Below are 18,892 nucleotides of genomic sequence, written 5' to 3'. Positions count from 1 at the left end.
AGTATATTGTTACGATTGAAGACGTTTCTCCAGTCTTGACCATACAGGCAGGTAACATAATGGCAGTGCGATTAGCGAGCATACTACATTAAAAATAGTCTGTGCATGAGCGATTTGTGAGGCGGCTCCTCCGCCAATCCATGCAGCAGTTGCTTGTAGGGGCCCAATAAGAGGTAGGAACAGGAGCGCACCGCTTACATTGAGGACAACATGCGACCAAGCGACAAAGACGCCAGAAGTCGAGCCGCCGATGGAAGCGATGACTGCCGTGACGCAGGTACCGACGTTGGCACCGAGCACGATGGCTATGCCGAGCTCTGGTGGCATGGCACCAGAGGCAGCAATGCCCATGGCCATGGCGATAACTGCTGCGCTGCTATGTAACAGGGCAGTTAAGCAGGCACCAGCGGCGAGTCCCCATAGGGCACTTGTGGTAGCATGATTCAGGAACCAAAGGAATAGGCCACTCTCCTGAAGCGTCCCGCCAATGGACTGCATGACTGCGATTCCCCATAGGACTAGGGCGAATCCTGATACAGCCAGGCTGATGAATTGCAGCGGCTCTGATATTTTCCGGCATAGTGCTGCTGCCCGTGATGTATGCGGTAACTCGCCAGCTATAACTGCTGCGGCCCACAGACTCAGTGAGGCAGCCAGCAGTGGCGATGCCATGGAATTGATCTGAAGTCCGATTAACTCTGTGGTCAAAGTGGTGCCGATGTTGCTGCCTAGGATAATGCCAAGTGTACGAGCATAGGTGAGCAGGCCGGCATTCACCATACCGATCGTTAGCACAGTTACAGCCGTGCTGCTCTGAAGCAGGGCTGACAGTACACTGCTTGCGATCAAGCCTTTGATAGGTGTAGAGGTTGCCTTATTCAGGCTTGTAGTTAACAGTGGCCCTGCAAGCTTGGACAACGCTGTTTCCATTAGCTTCATGCCAGCCAGAAAAATGACAAGACCATATATAATAGGGAAAAGCAGATCACGGAACATTGGGCATACTCCTTTGGACGAGGGTTGTACACCAATATATGAAAGTAACGTGTAGGACATGTATAAAATCATTTTTAGAGAAACAGGGAGTTGAAGTCATTGGCATCGGTTATTTTAGAACGCAATCGTAAAAAAAGATTAGAACAGGGCCATCCATGGGTCTACGCAGGTGAAGTTGCATCAGTTGAAGGAAACCCAGAAGCAGGGGGATTAGTAGATGTCCTAAATCATCAAGGCCGGTTTTTGGCCGTGGGCTATTACAATCCAGCATCGCAAATCCGGGTGAGAATTGTATCGCAGGGACCACTGGCGATCATGGATACAGCTTTTTTCGTAGAACGGTTTACGAATTGTCTGCAACATAGAGAACGTTTCCTCCCTGGGGCAGATGCATATCGTTTGGTTTATGGTGAGGCGGACTTTTTGCCAGGGCTTATTGTGGATCGGTTCGGGGATATTCTAGTTGTACAACTCCTTACACTCGGAATGGACAAGCGCCGTACAGAGATTGTTGAAGCACTTGTACAGGTTATGACACCGCGTGGTATTTATGAACGCAGTGATGTTAGCGTGCGCGAACTGGAAGGGATGGAGCAGACTACAGGTGTGCTGTACGGGGAATGCCCACGTCATGTTACCGTAAGTGAGAATGGCCTTAAGCTGGTAGTAGATATCGAAGAGGGCCAAAAGACAGGCTACTTCTTTGATCAGCGTGAGAATAGAGCATCCATTGCCCCACTCATGAAGGGCTGGGGTGGACGAAGTGGCATTACGCTGCAAGAAATCGAAGCAGAAGATGGCTCATTACAAACTTTGCCGGTAAACAAGAGTGGTAAACACGTAACCTTCCCTTATTGGGATGGTGCTACAGTGCTGGAATGTTTCTCGCACACAGGTAGCTTCACTCTGCATGCTTGCAAGTATGGCGCGAAAAAAGTAACCTGCCTTGACGTTTCCGCTCATGCCATAGAGAGTGCCAAGGTCAATGTGGAGCTGAATGGCTTTAGTGATCGAGTGGAATTTGTAGTGGATGATGCTTTTGCCTACCTGCGCAATCAGGTAAAAGGTCTGGAGGAACGTTCGGAGCGGGCGACGATTGCAAGCGGAATGGAATCAACAGTAGCGTCTACAAATGCTAAATCCGGAGGCAAAACAACCAAAACAGATACCTCCAAGCCGATGACAGCAGGTGGAGGTAAAACTTGGGATGTAGTTATCCTAGACCCTCCAGCGTTTGCGAAAACTAAAAGTGCAGTAGCAGGTGCTTGCCGTGGTTACAAGGATATCAATCTACACGGCATGAAGCTGGTGAACGAAGGCGGATATTTGGTTACTGCAAGTTGTTCTTACCACATGCAGCCGGATCTATTCCTTGAGACGATTGCCGACGCAGCTAAAGATGCAGGTAAAGTATTGAGACTTGTGGAATGGCGTGCCGCAGGCAAAGACCATCCGCAGATTCTAGGCGTTAACGAAGGACACTATCTGAAGTTTGCGATTTTTGAAGTGCGGAGTAAGAAATAAGCTGGCTGTTCATATATAGGCAATGGATTTTAATCCGTAAAAGGAGTCTTCGATCGAGGCCTCTTTTTACGGATTTTTTGCTGTGTTCTAAGAAGAGTAGGATTCGGGATTAACAAGGTATGTCCGCTTAGTCCGATAAGTTGCCAAAACAGCACGAAATTCATGAATAGCGACTCCTGAGTCCGAATGTAATCCAGAAAGTATAAGCCGCTGTTTTCCATTACAAGACGGATATTTTATCGGTTATAGGCCGGTAGAATAGTCGAAGAGGTAGGACCAGAAGTTTCAAAAGTGAACACAGGGGTTATCCCTTTCAATATTGTATCTGACTTCATACGATCCAATATTTAACTACTGGCTACTCAGAAAATTGTAAGGTAATATCGCCGTTATTTGTATAAGCAGATAATTTTTTCGAACCATTCTCTTTATTGGCAGGCAAATTGCTTTCTCCTTTTTTTACCTTGCTTAAGATCGCGAAATCATCAGATGACCCTAGAATTGAACCGCTAATATTTCCGTTTTTTGTTTCAAGGGTTATAGCCGTCCCTACATTCAATTTGTCCAGTTGGATATTTCCGTTATTTATATTTACTTCCACTGTCCCTAAAAACACGATTGTTGGTAATACAATACTTTCATTTGATGTTTTTAAAGTCAAATTTTTTAAAGTTGCATCAGGTATCGATACCTGAATAGTTCTGGTTACTTGCGAGCCTTTTCCTCCGATATAGTCGTTCCATTCCTTATTACTGTCACTTACCATTGACAGTTCTTTATCGTCAGATAGATCAATCTTGTAAAAATCTTTCTCACTTTCATAGTAAACAATATGAATTTGTTCATCTTTAGATTGGAGGATATTTATTTTTTTGTCCTTTACATCAATTGTTAAGGTATCAATATTTTGGGCAGGTATGGTGTAATTTTTTTCCTCCATGGAAGTGGAGTCGGAGGAACATCCTGCTAATGATATCAATAGTGTCACCAATATGCCTATAGTAGTTAGTAATTTTTTTGCAGTACTTTTCATTATAAAACGCTCCTTCGTTAAATCATTTTTCTTTTAAATATAGCCAGTCCTACGAATGCCAATATTAAGCTGCTATGCAGACAAATTCAGATATACAACAAAGGATAATCCTTTGATACATGATTTAGTTCTTCATATTTGCCTTCCTCTCTGGTAATAAATTCATTTTGTATTTCGTTGCGTTTATAAGTCGCATATGTTTTAATCATCATAAACTTTTGTGTTACAAAAAGGTCAAGAGGGTAGATATGAACAACTATTTTACAATTAAGCAAGCAGCAGAGATCGTTGAGATGACCACTGAGACCTTGCGGCACTATGATCGTATTGGATTAGTCAAGCCATGCCATAAAGATGAACTGTCGGGATATCGATACTATTCCGAGCAGGAGCTCGTAAAGCTGCAAACCATTGAACTGCTCAAAGCAATGGATCTTACTTTAATGGATATTAAAGATATTTTGCAGCAGAATGATCTCTCTAAAGTAATTGCATTTCTAAAACAAGCAGAAAAAAGAGCAGACGATAAAATTGCTCGTCTGCAGTATGCAAAATCGAAAATTAAACGTGCCTATCTACATTATGAAAATAAGTTCCACGACGGTTATAGTCAAAGTGAAAATTACTTTGTCAGACACATAGAGGAAAGGGTAATTATGCTTTCGAATAAAATGGAAAGCCCCACACTTAAGAATTTATGGGACTATCACAGACATTTCTATCAACAAATTGAAACGTCTCTGCATTCACAATTTCTGTTTGAAGATATGGCAGGAATGTTCACGACTGAAGGAATAACACGATTATTTGCTGTTTGCTTGAAATATCCGTCTTTAGAGGGGCTGACTGTGCTACCAGAAGGGGACTATCTGTGTGCAATTTGTACCGAAGAGAATAAGAATGCTGTATTACAAAGTTTACTTGAAAGGGCAAAGACGGAATACAATGTGTGTCCAGATTTTGTTCTTCATAACATTATTGTGACTGGAATATTGCAGTGGGATTATCAGATACAACTGTTCATTAAGAAACACTCATGTTAGATTAAATACAAAGGAAAAGGTTTAGGAAAAGAAAAATGTTTGATTGAAAGCCGCTAATTTAGCGGCTTTTTTTGATTAAGGAATCATGTTTCTTGCCCCTGACTGAGGACAAGAACGTTATACTTCGCCGATTAGATAAATATTTAACTATAGTTCAATGTTATCTATTAAGCTAACTGGTAGATTAACGCTATAAGCGAACCCGAATCTCGAACCCTAACTCTACGCTCCAAACAGAAAGCATCGAACGTTGCACACCGGGTATTAACAAACTAGAAATACTAAACAGCAAGTCACCACAATACGTTAGTTGCTGTTTACTTCGTAGCTTTTTTATTGTAAATCATTAGAAAATACTAGCAAACGCATGTTCTGATTTGTGCAGCTATGTTATACTGAGGGGACGAGGAACGACTGAACTTTTTCATTTGAACATTATCAAACGGTGAGTATTTCACCTTGTTTCATATACATTTTCTCCGCTACGGAAGGAGTCTATCATTTATGTCGGTAACCTTTTTACTAGGCCGCTCTGGTAGTGGCAAGACAACAAAAATATGGGAGTCTATTTCTTCTTCATTAGAGAAGGAGCCTCTTGGCGCGCCGATCATTATTCTTGTACCGGAACAAGGTTCCTTTGGAGCAGAACGGGGGCTTTTGACCGTAGGGAATGTGAAGGGAAGCATTCGGGCGCAGACACTGAGCTTTTCTCGGCTTGCCTATCGAGTGAAACAGGAAACTGGAGGCAGCGCTAGTCTGCCGATCAGTGAAGAAGGTAAAAAGATGTTGATTTACAAAATCATAAGTCGCCGTAAAGAGGAACTGAAATTGTTCGGTGCCTCTGCCGACAGACCGGGTTTTGTGGAACGGTTGAATCAACTGCATACGGAGATGAAGCGTTGCTGCTTGGCTTCCTCTGATTTAGAGGAGCAGTTATCCGCAATGCGAGGCGCTATTGCAAGAAGTCCTATTCTTGAAGGCAAGCTGGATGATTTACAGCTGGTATTCAGCGATTTAGAGAAGGAAATGTCACGCCTCTATATCGACGAAGAGGATCGTTTAGCGGAACTAGCTGAGCATATTCCTGATTCCTCTTACATTCGCGGGGCGGAGATTTGGGTAGATGGGTTCCACGGCTTTACCCCGCAGGAATTCGTAGTGCTTCGAGAATTGATGCAGCAAGCATCGAAGCTGACCGTGTCCCTTACACTTGATCGTTCGTATCCCTATGGAGATCAGTTGAATGAGCTTGAATTGTTTCACCCAACTGCGGTTACTTACATTAAACTGCGTGGAATAGCTGAAGAGCTAGGCATTGATGTGTGGGACGAGCTTCTGGAGCCACCGGTTCTTCCGCGTTTTGAAGAAAGTCCTGTTCTTGCTCATCTCGAAAGGGGATATGACCGCCGAAAGGTCTGGATGGGTGCAGATGAACTGGCAAATGAAGCGATATCTATAGGCGCAGCAGTTTCTCATAGAGCAGAGGTTGAGGGAGCACTGCGTGAAATGATCAGACTGGCGCGAGATGAAGGTGCAAAATATGGTGAAATGGCCGTATTGATGCGTAATATTGGAGATTACGAGCAACTGATTAAACCGTTGTTCCAAGATTACGGAGTACCTTTTTTTCTGGACCAGAAGGTAAATGAGCTGCACCATCCATTGGTAGAGTTTGTACGCTCCGCATTGGATGTGGTGCGTCGACGCTGGCGCTTCGAGGATGTATTCCGCTGTGTAAAGACAGAGCTTTTGCTACCGCTGGACGGTAGTATTACGCGTGAGGATATGGACGCCTTAGAGAATTATGTGCTGGCTTGTGGGATTCAAGGGTATCGCTGGACGGATGGCCGTTCATGGAAAGGGATTCCTAGCTTGTCGCTGGAAGGCGGCAGACAGATGGATGAAGAACTGCTTGCTACAATGGAGCGATGCCGTGCTAGTATAACGGGTCCTCTATTTGCTTTTGAGAAACGGATACAGAAGAGTAGAAGCGGCCTTGAACTATGTACCGCAGTGTACAAGCTGCTTGATGAGACGGATGTTGCTCGAAAGCTGGAGAAACTTAGTGTCGGTGCTATGGAGAAGGGGCAACCCGAGAAGGCTAGAGAACATAGTCAGCTGTGGGGTGCAGTGCTTGATCTGCTAGATCAGATCGTCGAGATGATGGGCAACGAGAGACTTGAATTTGATGTGTTCACCGGAGTCCTAGAGACAGGACTTGCTGAGCTTAAGATGGGACTTGTTCCTCCCGCGCTCGATCAAGTACTGGTTGGTAACATGGATCGGACTCGACCAACGGGAGTTAAATACGCTTTTTTGCTTGGATTTAATGAAGGTGTTGTGCCTGCGCAGTTTAAGGAGGATGGAATTCTCTCGGAAGGCGAACGCTCTGTACTTGAGAACGCCGGTATGGAGCTTGCTCCTGGTGCTTCTCGTAAACTGCTGGACGAGCGGTTTTTGATCTATAATGCGCTAACGACAGGAAGTCGAAAGCTCTGGATTAGCTACGCCACTGCTGATGATGAGGGCAAGGCGCTCCTTCCCTCTGAGGTAATCCGTCATTTGCATAGAATGTTCCCAAGGGTTCATGAGCACAGCTTGGCAGCACTTCCCCCTGCAGGACTACCAGAAGAAGTCAGAGATTCCATTCACCTCGGTTACATTGGTCATCCAGAACAAAGTCTTCGTGCATTGATTATGCAGCTACGCCAGTGGCGCCAGGGGACGGAGATACCTGAATTATGGTGGGATGTGTATAACTGGTTCGCTGCTGATGATATTCGTAGTCTCGAATTGAAACGTCTGCTCAGTTCATTGTTCTACCGTAACGTGGGAACGAAGCTAAAACGTGGAACAAGCCTTAGATTGTACGGTGGATCGACACTGCGAGGCAGTGTGTCCCGGATGGAGAAGTTTGTTGCTTGCTCCTTCTCCCATTTTGCATCTTACGGACTTAGACTGAAGGAACGCCAGCTATATAAGCTGCAAGCACCTGATATTGGACAACTGTTTCATGCTGCGTTAAGTGACATGGCGGTAAGACTGAAAGAAGAGGGCCGCGGCTGGGGAAGCTTGTCTCCAGAGGAATGTCGGCGTGAGGCAAGTGAGACGGTAGAACGTTTATCGCCGATGCTGCAGGGTGAAATTCTGATGAGCTCTAAACGTTACGGATACATCTCACGCAAGCTAAAAAATATTGTTGGACGTGCTTCTGTAATTCTGGGCGAGCATGCCCGCCGAGGCAGCTTTGAGCCGGTAGGGCTGGAGCTGGATTTTGGACCGGATAAGGAGTTGCCTCCTTTAAGAATTACGCTGCCGAATGGCTGTGTGATGGAGGTTGTTGGACGGATTGACCGTGTAGACATGGCCCGTGGAGAGAATGGAATTCTTCTGCGGGTGATTGATTATAAATCGAGTCAAAAAGACCTCAAGCTGCACGAGGTGTATTATGGATTATCGCTACAGATGCTGACCTATCTGGATGTGCTGCTTACGTACTCGGAGCAATGGCTCGGGCAACCGGCGCTTCCAGCAGGGACACTGTATTTCCACGTACATGACCCACTGTTAACCTCATCTAACGGGATGAACAAGGAACAGGCAGAACAAGAATTGCTGAAACGCTTCAAGATGAAAGGACTGCTTACAGCAGACCGCGAGGTAGTATCCCTGATGGATACGACTTTAGACAAAGGGTATTCTTCTATCGTGCCTGTAGCAGTAAAAGCTGATGGCAGTTTTTATAGTAGTGCCTCTGTAGCTACACCAGAGCAGTGGGGACACTTATTATCATCCGTTCGGGGAACGATCTCGGATATCGGGACACGCATTACGGAAGGTGATGTGGCGATTGAGCCATACCGGATTGGGCAAGAGACAGCCTGCACATTCTGTTCCTTTAGACCCGTCTGCCAGTTCGATGAAGCCGTGGAAGGCAATGGCTACAACAATCTGGGTAAGCCAGGGAAGGACGTTATTTGGGATCTGCTGTCCCGCAAAGGAGGAACTACACCGTGAGTATGAAGTCTGAAATAGAAGCGAAACCGGAAGGAAGCATATGGAGTGATGACCAGTGGCGCGCCATCGCTGAGAGCGGTGATGATATCCTCGTTGCCGCGGCGGCAGGTTCCGGTAAGACAGCGGTACTTGTAGAACGGATTATTCGCAAAATCAGCAAGGAAGAGAATGGCTTTAGCGTAGATAGATTGCTAGTAGCTACGTTTACCAAAGCTGCTGCTGCCGAGATGCGCCAGCGGATTAGGGAAGCACTAGATCGGGAGCTTGAGGAGAATGGAGAGAATGACCATTTACGCCGTCAGCTGTCGTTGCTCGGGAAAGCCTCGATTACAACACTACACTCCTTCTGTCTGGAAGTGATCCGGCGTTATTATCAGATTATTCCTATAGATCCTGGTTTCCGTATCCTGAACGAACATGAAGCAGAGATGATGCGGCAGGAGCTGCTTCAAGAGCTGCTGGAGGAAAAATACGGTGAAGTAGGTGAAGATGGCGCGGATAGTGTATTTGTACAGCTTGCTGACTGGTTCAGTGGTGAACGCAGCGATGATGCGGTACATGCGCTAATACAGCGACTGCATGATTATGCCCGCAGCCATCCTTGGCCAGAGCAGTGGCTTCGTGATACCGCAGCTGATTTCTCATTACCAGACACAGATAGCTTAGGTCGAACTCCTTGGGTGCTAAGTATTCTTGAAGAAGCGAAGCTGACCCTTGCGGGTGCAGCCAGTCAGCTTATCCAAGGCCGGGAGATCGCGCTACAGCCGGGTGGCCCGGCGCCTTATGCCGAGAATTTGACGACTGACCTTGAGATGGTAAATGCATTGCAGGAGGCTGTGAATGAACGGCCATGGGCAGAATTATATGATATTTTCATGGAAGTATACTTTGGAAAATTGAAAGCTTGTAAGAAGGATTCGACAGATCCTGGACTGCAGGAAATGGTTAAAGAACTGCGCGATAGTGTGAAGAAGAGTATTTTAGATCTTCAGAAGGCATTGTTTGGCCGTCCTGCAGATGTTTTTTTGAGAGAACTGAACGAAGCGGCTCCTCTTATGGCAGAGCTTGCTGAGACGGTGATAGCGTTCGGTGAACGTTATCGAATCGAAAAAGCAGGACGGGGTCTCGTCGACTTTAGTGATTTGGAGCATTATTGTCTGCAAATTTTGCGCCATCATGATTCTCTACCAGGCCATTCCCTGCCTTCTGATGCAGCGATGGAGTACCGTGCCCAATTCGATGAGGTTCTGTTAGATGAATATCAGGATACGAATAGTGTGCAAGAAGAGATTGTGCGGCTTATCTCCCGCGAAACACCTGGTAACCGATTTATGGTCGGAGATATGAAGCAAAGTATTTATCGGTTCCGTCTGGCAGAGCCGGGGCTGTTCCTGGATAAATACCGTAGCTTTGGCTCTAAGAATGCCGGAGGTGGCAGTAATACAGTTGGCGAATCCGAGTTAAGCGAGTTATCTGAGAAGCCTAATGAATCGTCCGGCGGTTCGGTTATCGATCTAGCCCGTAATTTCCGTAGTCGTATGGAGGTTGTAAATGCCGTAAATATGATTTTTCGGCAGATTATGAACGAGACAGTGGCGGAGATTAATTATGACGAACGTGCTGAGCTTGTGTATGGAGCGAATTTCCCGGGTGCAGCAGAGAAGGGGCCAGATACTTTTTTTGCACCAGAGCTATTATTGATCGATCGCGGAGCGGCAGCAGGTAAAGTAGAAGAGACTGAGGACGGTGAGACTCCACTTCAGGAAAGCGAAGCTATTGAAAGTGAGACTGCGCAACTGGAAGCACGGGCGATTGCTCGCCGCATTTCACAGATGACTGGCCTGAATGGCGGATCTCCGCTGCTGATTTATGATAAAGGGCTTAAGATTATGCGCCCAGTGATTTATGGTGATATCGTGATTTTGCTTCGTTCGGCGAGAATATGGACCCCTTTAATTATTGAAGAGCTTCGGATGGAGGGAATCCCTGCTTACGGAGATCTGAATAAAGGCTATTTTGAAGCTACAGAAGTAGAAATTGCACTCTCACTCTTAAAAATAGTCGATAATCCTCAGCAGGATATTCCACTCGCTGGTGTGCTTCGTTCACCTGTTGTTGGTTTAACTGAAGAGGAACTGGCTAAAGTTCGGATGTACAGCCATGGTTCTTTCTATCGTGCTGTACAAATGGCAGCGAACATGCAAGATGCAAACGAAGCTGAGGAAGAATACGATCTTTTCTCGGCTCATGTGATAGAAACAGCAAGTGCAGCGGAAGAGAAAGTTACCTCAGATAATAATGATGAAATCATTAATGAGGTGGAATCTGGAAGTGGAGCTTTACCGCAAATCAGCCTAAAGCTGAAGCAAAAGCTTAAGAATTTTCTAGAACGGCTTGAAAGCTGGAGAGATGCAGCTAGACAAGGCAGTCTCAGTGAGCTGATCTGGCGTATTTATGGTGAGAGCGGCTATCTGGAATGGGTTGGAGGCTTGCCTGGAGGCTCACAGCGACAGAACAATCTTAAAGCTCTGTATGATCGGGCTGTTCAATTTGAGAATGATACTGCGGCGCGTGGGTTGTTCCGTTTTCTGGTGTTCATTTCACGGCTTCGTGAGAATGGCGGAGATCTTGGTGTAGCTGGTGGTGGCGGCGAAGAGGGCAATGGGGTCAGAATTATGACTATCCATAAATCCAAAGGCTTAGAGTTTCCTGTTGTTTTTATAGCGGGTATGGCCAAGCAGTTTAATCGGCAGGATTTGCATTCTCCTTTCCTGATGCACAAGGAGCTTGGCTTTGGGCCACGTTTTGTGGAGCGGGAAACACGGGTCAGCTACCCTACGCTTCCTTATTTGGCTATTAATCGTCGTACACGACTTGAATTATTGGCTGAGGAAATGCGGGTATTATATGTAGCTTTAACTCGTCCGAGAGATAAGATGATTCTAGTCGGTACCGTAAGAGATTTACCACGGAAAATTGCTAGCTGGAGCAGTGTGCAGAATCGGGATGAGCTACTGCTTGCTGATCATTTACTAGCCCGGGGTCGCAGCTATCTGGACTGGGTTGGACCGGCATTGATCCGGCATCCGGCGGCGGCTATTCTTCGGAAGCTAGGCGGCTCTGAAGGCACAGTCTCGACAGTGCTGCACTGCGATGTCTCGAACTGGAGCATCAGTGTGCAGAATGCTTCCGAACTGAATTCCGGGGCGTTCCTTCCTTCGGATGACTCAGAGGACAAAGCAGAAGAACGTCAATCTGTACTCAAGGCGCTGCAAAAAGGTGAATCTGTAAGTGTCAATGGATCAGTGAATAGCGATGAAATTGCTAGAAGACTAGAATGGCCCTATCCGTTTGCGGCTGCCTCTGGTATTCCGGCCAAAACCTCTGTTACAGAGTTAAAATCTTTGTTGTCGATGCAGGACCAGCCTTCTTATGATCTTCTAGAGGAAGGTGGATATCCTGTCACCTCAACAGAAAACAATAAACGTACAGATGTGGCAGGAGCAGACAGTCTGCACTTGCGGCGTCCGAAATTTATGGAAAAGCGCAGTCTAACCCCAGCGGAGCGCGGGACAGCCTACCATACGGTTATGCAGCATATTCCGCTGGAGGGTTCTGTTGATCCTAAAGTTGTGGAAGAAACATTAGCCCGTTTGCAGAGATTAGCTATTCTAACTGCTGAGCAGGTGGAGGCGGTATCCTCCGATCAGATAGAGACTTTTTATACGAATGAGCTTGGTCGTAGATTAATAGATTCTTCTTGGAAGCTTAGAGAAATGCCGTTCAGTTATATGCTTCCCGCAGGCGAGGCTTATGGAGGGCTCGATTATATGAATAAAGCCGTCACAGAGCTAAGCCATGGAAATAATAATGAAGGCTTTAGTGAAGGAGTGCTGATCCAAGGGGTCATTGACTGTCTGTTCCGCGAAGAGGACCGGATTATTCTGTTAGACTATAAGACGGACTCTGTTTTAGAACATCAGGGTGGGTTAGAAGCGCTTAAGGAAAAATATCGTTTTCAGCTAGAGTTATACAGCAAGGCATTACATGATATTTTGGGAGAACCGATCAGCGAGATTTGGCTGTACTTTTTTGACGGCGGACATGCTGTGAAATTATAAATCTATTCATTACCGCGTAGGAGCGGGGAAAGAGGACGAAGATGCGGATATTGCATACGGGAGATTGGCACCTCGGCCGAACGCTGGAAGGAAGAAGCCGGCAGAAGGAGCAAGAGCAGTTCATAGATGAATTGGTGGAGATCGCCGATTTTCATAAAGTGGATTTGATAATGATGGCGGGAGATGTGTACGATTCCGTTAATCCACCAGCGGCTTCAGAACAACTATTCTATGAGGCTGCCGCAAGGCTGACTGCAGGGGGCAGGCCCCTTGTTGTGATTGCCGGAAACCATGATCAACCGGAGCGCGTATCTTCAGTTTCACCGCTTGTATTAAGGCAGGGGATTACATTAGTGGGGCTTCCTACCTCAGAGCCAGTGACTGTTCATGCTGCACGCACGGGTGAGATCGCCAAAATCGCAGCTCTTCCTTATCCCTCCGAGGCGCGTCTCGGTGAACTGCTTGCAGGAGATAGCGGAGAAGAGGAGCTTCGACTGGCTTATAGCGCACGGGTAGGCAAGCTCATGCAGCTGTTGGGACGGGAATTCACGCCGCAGACTGTAAATTTGGCGATGAGCCATATTTATGTGCTTGGTGGTGTGGAAAGTGATTCGGAACGTCCAATTCAAGTGGGCGGAGCGTATACCGTTGATCCTTCTGCTTTGGCTTGTGGAGCGCAATATACTGCACTAGGTCATCTTCATCGCGCACAACGTGTCAAAGGGGAAGGAATGATCCGTTACAGCGGATCTCCGCTGGCATACAGTTTTTCTGAAGCAGGACAGGCTAAATCGGTGACGCTGATTGATGTTGCGCCGGGTGGTGAGCCAACCTTTGAAGAAATCTATCTTCGCTGTGGGCGTCCGCTTGTAAGATGGAGCTCCACAGGTGGATTGCAGGAGGTATATAACTGGCTGGATGAAGGTAGAGATGCTTCTGCTTTTATAGATTTGGAGATTCGGCTTAGTGAAGCCATGTCGATGAATGATATTCAGCGCCTGCGCAAATCACGCGAGGGGATCATTCATATTCGTCCCATCTACCCGCAAATGGAGATGGAGCTCGAACAAACTGCCCGTTCACGAATGCCGGTGCAAGAATTGTTCCGTAAATTCTATCAGCGTCAGACAGGTGGAGCGGAACCGGAAGATAAGCTAATAGAGCTGTTCTTACAGCTAACCGAAGAAGAACGGCGTCAGCCAGAGGAAGGAGAGGAGAACTAAGGTGAAACCTATTCTATTAAAAGTAGCAGGATTACAGAGTTATAGAGAAATGCAAGAAATAGATTTTGAAAGTCTGTGTGAGACGGGACTGTTTGGGATTTTTGGACCTACGGGCAGCGGCAAGTCTAGCTTGCTGGATGCTATTACTTTGGCGATGTACGGGAAAGTGGAACGTGCTGTTAATGGAACACAGGGGATTATGAACCACTCTGAAGATTCACTCAGCGTGGCGTTTACCTTTGAGCTCACTTCTTCCGCGGGGGCACATCGTTATCGTGTTGAAAGGAAGTTCAAGCGGACTGGTGAACAAACTGTCAGCAACACGATTAGCCGTTTCATTGAAATCACACCTGACGGTGATAATGTTATGGCGGATAAGCTCGCAGATGTTACGCGCTGTGTGGAGGAGCATATCGGTCTAAAAATGGATGACTTCACGCGAGCGGTTGTATTGCCGCAGGGGAAATTTGCCGAATTCTTATCGCTTCGTGGCGTAGATCGCCGGCAAATGCTGCAGCGCCTGTTCCACCTGGAACAGTATGGCGATCAGCTTGCGATCAAGCTTAGCCGCCGGGTGAAGGAGAATGAGGCTGCGCTTCGCGCGCTTATCGCTGAGCAGCAGGGTCTTGGCAGTGCAGGCAAAGGAGATGTAGAGGCAGCGGCGGAGCGCCTCGAGCAGGCCACCCTTTATGCTGCGGAATGCCGCCGAAAGCTGGAGGCGGCGCTGCAGGTCTCGGAGCGTTTCGCGCGTATACGCGAGCTCCAAGAGGAACGGACCCGCCGCGAGTTACAGCGGCAGGGGCTGCTCGCCAAGGAGGAGGAGATCCTCCTCCTTGAACAGAAGCTCGGCCAAGCTGACGAGGCCGAGGCAAGGCTTCCCGCGCTGAAAGCATGGCGCAGCGCGGAAGAAGCCTTTAAGAGCCGATTGGCCCGCGCGGAGGGCCAAGAGGTGCTGGCCGCCGCCGCCGAGCAGGAGGCGGCGCGTGCCGCTGCCGTCGCGGCTGCTGCGCAGGCCGCGCTTGCGGCGGAAGAGCCGGCCCTCCGGGAGGGGGCCGGCACCTACCGCCGCGCGCTCGAGCTCGAGTCCGAGCTCGGCGGCCTGCGGCGCGAACTCGCGGCTCTGCGCGAGCGCCGCGAAGAGGCCTCCCGCAAGCTAGCGGAGCTGCGGGAGGGCATGGCCCGGGAGCGTGAGCTTTTGGCCAAGGGCCAAAAGCGCCAGCAAGAGCTGCAGCAGAGCTTGCAGCCGCTCGGTGTCCGCTCCCAGGAGCGGCAGTCTCTGCAAGAAGCGATGCAGAGACTGCAAGGGCTGCATTCCGCCGAATCCCAGTGGGATAAGGCGGAGAAGGAGCGCCGCGAGCGTGCCGCTGCACTCGCGGCTGCGCAGGCGAGACTCGCGGAGGCCGAGGGCCGTCGCGAGCTGCAGGAAGCTGCTCGCGGGCAACTGATCCGCGAGGCGGCGCTGCATCAAGAGAAGCTGCTGGCGACAGAAGAAGCTGCGCGTACCACAGCGGAGCGTCTGGAGCAACATGTCAGCTCTTTGGAAGCGGCTATGAAGGATCAAGAGCTTCACAGATTGTCGTTAGCACTAGCTAAGGAGCTGGAAGAAGGACAACCCTGCCCTGTATGCGGCAGCGAGCATCATCCTGCACCTGCATTATTGCAGGATAGCTTAGAGCAGCAAGAACTGGAAATGAAGCTTCAGCAAGTTCGAACATTGTCTAGACGGGCTTTGGAAGCTCGTCATCTGTTCCGTGGTCTTCGCGAACAGGATCAAGTATGGCTGGAGCAGGTATTTGGAAATGAAGTCATCGAAGCGGCAAATCACCCTGCAGCTGCAGGTTCAGAAGTAAGTAGTGCAGTTACTTCCACCGATTTAATCATTCCAGATGAAAAAGCCTTGGCAGAACTTGAAGCTGCACATTTGGGATTAAAAGGACAGTCAGGTGAAGTACGCCGAACTGCGGTACAGTGGCAGCAATCGATGCAGGAGGTCCAGCAGCTCTGCCTCAAAGAAGCGGCAGCTGTCGCAGGTGAACGGAGCTGGGTAGAAGGAATTGCTGCCAAAGCTGAGGAACTCAGCGCCCAGCTAACGGCTCTACGGCAGAACTGGACACAGCAGTTCCCGGATATGGCACCTGGAGAAGTGGAACAAGCTTACCGTGATCTGTTAGCTAAGGATGCACAAGCTGAAGAAATTAGATCTCGACTTGATATCAGTGTCAAGTTTCTGGAGGAGAAAAGTGCTTCAGTGCAGAACCTTCAAGAAACCATAACGGGGCTGGATAAAGAGCTGGCTCAGTGGATCACACAGATCGAAGGCAAGGAAGAATTGCAGCGTGAAAAAGAACAGCGTCTACTGGAGTGGACGAATGGTCGTGCTGCTGCTCCTCTTCTAGCGGAATGTGAAGGACGTCTGCAGGAATTGTTAACTGCTCTGGAGACAAGCAAGCAGTCACATCTCGCAGCGGCGGAGAAGGCTCAGCATGAGGTTAAGGAAGCAGCGATTACTCGCCAGGCTGCGGAATCTGCGCGTGAACATTACGTAGCAGCTACCAGTCATTGGGAACAAAGCTTGGCTTCTTCACCGTTTAGTTCAGCCACCGAGGTTGAAGGAGCAGCGCTCACATCCGAAGCAAGGGAAATGGCTTATTCCCGCGTACGTGCTCATCGTGCCGAAGAAGCTGAGGTCTCGTTGCAACTGCGTAATATTGAAGAGAAGCTTGACGGAGCCAGCTTAAGTGAAGAAGAATGGCAAGAAAGTCAGGGGATCTTAAGAGAAAGCAAGGCTGAGGATGAAGTATCTCTTCAGGCAAGAGCACGTGCAGAGCGTGATCTGGAGGACCTGCGGCATCGACATATTCGCTGGATGGAGCTCGAAGCTAAGCGGATTGAGCACGCTTCTATGCAAGATCAACTCTCCAAACTACAGACGGTCTTACGTGGGAACGCCTTTGTTGAGTACATTGCTGAGGAACAATTGATGCAGGTGTGTCAGTCCGCTTCCCAGCGGCTTCGATTCCTGAGTAAGCAGCGTTATGCATTGGAGGTTGATTCGGGTGGCGGCTTTGTGATCCGTGATGACGGGAACGGCGGGGTGAGAAGACCTGTCTCAACCCTGTCTGGTGGAGAGACCTTCCTAACATCCCTTTCGCTGGCACTTGCTCTTTCAGCTCAGATCCAGCTGCGTGGGCAATATCCGTTGCAATTTTTCTTCCTAGATGAAGGGTTTGGTACTCTCGACCCAGAGCTGCTGGATACAGTGATTACTTCACTTGAAAGGTTGCATAATGACCAGCTGTCTGTCGGTATTATCAGCCACGTTCCAGAGCTTCGTGCAAGGTTGCCGCGCAAGCTGGTGGTAGTTCCTGCTGAACAAGGTGGAGGGGGATCGCGTATCCTTTTGGAAAAAATGTGAAGCATTTTAAACTGTGTGATCGATATCACAGATACAGCATCAACGCGCTGTTATAATACAGCTAAGCCGACATTACTTTCGAAACACCTCGGCGGACGTATGACCGGGAATGTACTCCTTTTCATACGTCCGCCGCCGAATCAGCTTTATAAGCTGTGAAGGGTGTTTCTCTTTTTTTTGCCTTTTTAGGCCCTACGGGTATATATATAGCTCAACTTCATTTGTAAACGGATTTCATTCTGTAATAGATACAGTTTTAGAGTGTGGATGTTGAATCTTCTAGCGTCTTTCGTAATTGGTGATTATCCTGTATGATTATCTTATGATGAAGTGAAATTTCACCAATTTTTAGGAGGCAAGCACTCTATGGAGACCGTGTTTAGCAAAATTATTGAGGGTACTATTCCTTCCAAAAAAGTATTTGAGAACGAACGTATTCTTGCATTCTACGACATCGAGCCGGCTGCACCGGTGCATGTGTTGATCATTCCAAAGAAGTTCATTGCTTCTATGAATGATGTCACACCTGAGGATCTTCCGCTAATTGCAGAAATTCACAGTGTAGCGCAACAGATCGCTATCGACCTTGGGATTGCCGAATCTGGTTATCGTTTGATCAATAATTGTGGTCCAGATAGTGGACAAGCTGTGCCTCATCTTCATTATCACTTGCTTGGTGGGGCCAAGCTGGGAGCTCTTACAGGAAACTCAGCTTCTCACGCATAGTACAATCATTAAATGTTGAAGAACTTGCCAGAAAAAAAGAATAACACGAAGGTTGACACCCTATTTCCGTTTGACCTATAATGGAATTTGATAAACCGTGTTATGCTCTTGGACGGTATGGTCGGAGGGAGGGGAAACTGTGTCTGAAACGAAAGTTCGCAAAAACGAGACAATTGATGCTGCACTTCGTCGCTTTAAACGTTCCATCGCAAAAGATGGTGTCTTGGCTGAGGTGAAGAAACGCAAACATTACGAAAAGCCAAGCGTTAAGAAAAAGCTGAAGTCTGAGGCTGCTCGTAAGAGAAAGTTTTAGGAGGATTACCCACGCATGAATCTTAGCGAGAGATTGAACGAAGATATGAAGCAAGCGATGAAGAGTAAGGACAAGTTCACGCTCTCCACGATTCGAATGGTTCGTTCTACAATAAAGTATCTTGAAATAGATTTGAAGAGAACATTGGACGACAACGAAGTGCTTGATATCCTTAGTCGTGAAATCAAACAGCGCAAAGATGCCCTCCAAGAATTTGAATCAGCGGGTCGCGACGAGCTTGCCGCGAGTACGAAGGCAGAAATCGAGATTATTATTAAGTATCTTCCCGAGCAACTTTCCGAAGAAGAAATTAAAGCAATTGTACAGCAGACCATCCAGGAAACCGGTGCTTCTTCGAAAAGCGAAATGGGTAAGGTCATGAGCGCACTGATGCCTAAGGTCAAAGGTCGCGCCGATGGTAAACTCGTGAACCAAGCGGTTCAGCAATTTCTGCAATAATATAGCGCCAGCACCCCTTGTA

General features: G+C 47.8%; 11 protein-coding genes. 9 read left to right on the top strand and 2 right to left on the bottom strand.

The window, feature by feature from the left end:
- Window positions 1-9: 9 nt before the first annotated feature.
- Window positions 10-996: a Na/Pi cotransporter family protein gene (locus H70737_RS22810; RefSeq protein WP_042190966.1), complete on the bottom strand. Its 987-nt coding sequence runs from the start codon at window positions 994-996 to the stop codon at window positions 10-12.
- 99 nt (window positions 997-1,095) lie between these two features.
- On the opposite strand from H70737_RS22810, the gene H70737_RS22805 reads away from it, so the two are divergent.
- The gene (locus H70737_RS22805) at window positions 1,096-2,520 is read left to right on the top strand and encodes a class I SAM-dependent rRNA methyltransferase (RefSeq protein ID WP_042190965.1); all 1,425 of its coding nucleotides are present in this window, start codon (window positions 1,096-1,098) and stop codon (window positions 2,518-2,520) included.
- A gap of 358 nt (window positions 2,521-2,878) precedes the next feature.
- On the opposite strand, the gene H70737_RS22800 is transcribed toward H70737_RS22805, so the two are convergent.
- Entirely contained in the window at window positions 2,879-3,553 is a 675-nt protein-coding gene (locus H70737_RS22800) for a DUF4097 family beta strand repeat-containing protein (RefSeq protein ID WP_042190963.1), read from the bottom strand.
- Between the two features lie 248 nt (window positions 3,554-3,801).
- On the opposite strand from H70737_RS22800, the gene H70737_RS22795 reads away from it, so the two are divergent.
- The 8 genes from H70737_RS22795 (at window position 3,802) to H70737_RS22760 (ending at window position 18,870) form a co-directional block, all read left to right on the top strand.
- Window positions 3,802-4,596 carry a MerR family transcriptional regulator gene (locus tag H70737_RS22795; protein WP_042190961.1) on the top strand — a complete coding sequence of 265 codons (795 nt, stop codon included), beginning with the start codon at window positions 3,802-3,804 and terminating at the stop codon, window positions 4,594-4,596.
- Window positions 4,597-5,100: 504 nt separating this feature from the next.
- Window positions 5,101-8,613: a helicase-exonuclease AddAB subunit AddB gene (addB, locus tag H70737_RS22790; protein ID WP_042190959.1), complete on the top strand. Its 3,513-nt coding sequence runs from the start codon at window positions 5,101-5,103 to the stop codon at window positions 8,611-8,613.
- Window positions 8,614-8,615: 2 nt separating this feature from the next.
- Window positions 8,616-12,734 (top strand): helicase-exonuclease AddAB subunit AddA, encoded by a 4,119-nt coding sequence (addA, locus tag H70737_RS22785; RefSeq protein ID WP_042194376.1) that lies wholly within the window; start codon window positions 8,616-8,618, stop codon window positions 12,732-12,734.
- Between the two features lie 41 nt (window positions 12,735-12,775).
- Window positions 12,776-13,957 carry an exonuclease SbcCD subunit D gene (locus H70737_RS22780; RefSeq protein WP_042190957.1) on the top strand — a complete coding sequence of 394 codons (1,182 nt, stop codon included), beginning with the start codon at window positions 12,776-12,778 and terminating at the stop codon, window positions 13,955-13,957.
- 1 nt (window position 13,958) lies between these two features.
- A complete protein-coding gene (locus tag H70737_RS22775; RefSeq protein ID WP_042190955.1) occupies window positions 13,959-17,372 on the top strand; it encodes an AAA family ATPase in 3,414 nt (1,137 codons plus the stop codon).
- A gap of 366 nt (window positions 17,373-17,738) precedes the next feature.
- Window positions 17,739-18,098 (top strand): histidine triad nucleotide-binding protein, encoded by a 360-nt coding sequence (locus H70737_RS22770; protein ID WP_042130338.1) that lies wholly within the window; start codon window positions 17,739-17,741, stop codon window positions 18,096-18,098.
- 139 nt (window positions 18,099-18,237) lie between these two features.
- Complete coding sequence (rpsU, locus tag H70737_RS22765) at window positions 18,238-18,411, top strand: 30S ribosomal protein S21 (protein ID WP_036657994.1); 174 nt, start codon at window positions 18,238-18,240, stop codon at window positions 18,409-18,411.
- A gap of 15 nt (window positions 18,412-18,426) precedes the next feature.
- On the top strand, window positions 18,427-18,870 hold the full coding sequence (locus H70737_RS22760) for a GatB/YqeY domain-containing protein (RefSeq protein ID WP_042190953.1): 444 nt from the start codon (window positions 18,427-18,429) through the stop codon (window positions 18,868-18,870).
- Window positions 18,871-18,892: the final 22 nt, after the last annotated feature.

The organism is Paenibacillus sp. FSL H7-0737 (assembly GCF_000758545.1).
Taxonomy (GTDB): Bacteria; Bacillota; Bacilli; order Paenibacillales; family Paenibacillaceae; genus Paenibacillus_AQ.
This window is presented reverse-complemented; position numbering and strand designations above follow the sequence as displayed.

Excerpts from the sequence above, each read along its gene's own strand:
- addA (WP_042194376.1), top strand. The coding sequence starts at position 8,616 with ATGAAGTCTGAAATAGAAGCGAAACCGGAAGGAAGCATATGGAGTGAT.
- H70737_RS22810 (WP_042190966.1), bottom strand. The coding sequence starts at position 996 with ATGTTCCGTGATCTGCTTTTCCCTATTATATATGGTCTTGTCATTTTT.
- H70737_RS22770 (WP_042130338.1), top strand. The coding sequence starts at position 17,739 with ATGGAGACCGTGTTTAGCAAAATTATTGAGGGTACTATTCCTTCCAAA.
- addB (WP_042190959.1), top strand. The coding sequence starts at position 5,101 with ATGTCGGTAACCTTTTTACTAGGCCGCTCTGGTAGTGGCAAGACAACA.
- H70737_RS22800 (WP_042190963.1), bottom strand. The coding sequence starts at position 3,553 with ATGAAAAGTACTGCAAAAAAATTACTAACTACTATAGGCATATTGGTG.
- H70737_RS22760 (WP_042190953.1), top strand. The coding sequence starts at position 18,427 with ATGAATCTTAGCGAGAGATTGAACGAAGATATGAAGCAAGCGATGAAG.
- H70737_RS22795 (WP_042190961.1), top strand. The coding sequence starts at position 3,802 with ATGAACAACTATTTTACAATTAAGCAAGCAGCAGAGATCGTTGAGATG.
- H70737_RS22780 (WP_042190957.1), top strand. The coding sequence starts at position 12,776 with ATGCGGATATTGCATACGGGAGATTGGCACCTCGGCCGAACGCTGGAA.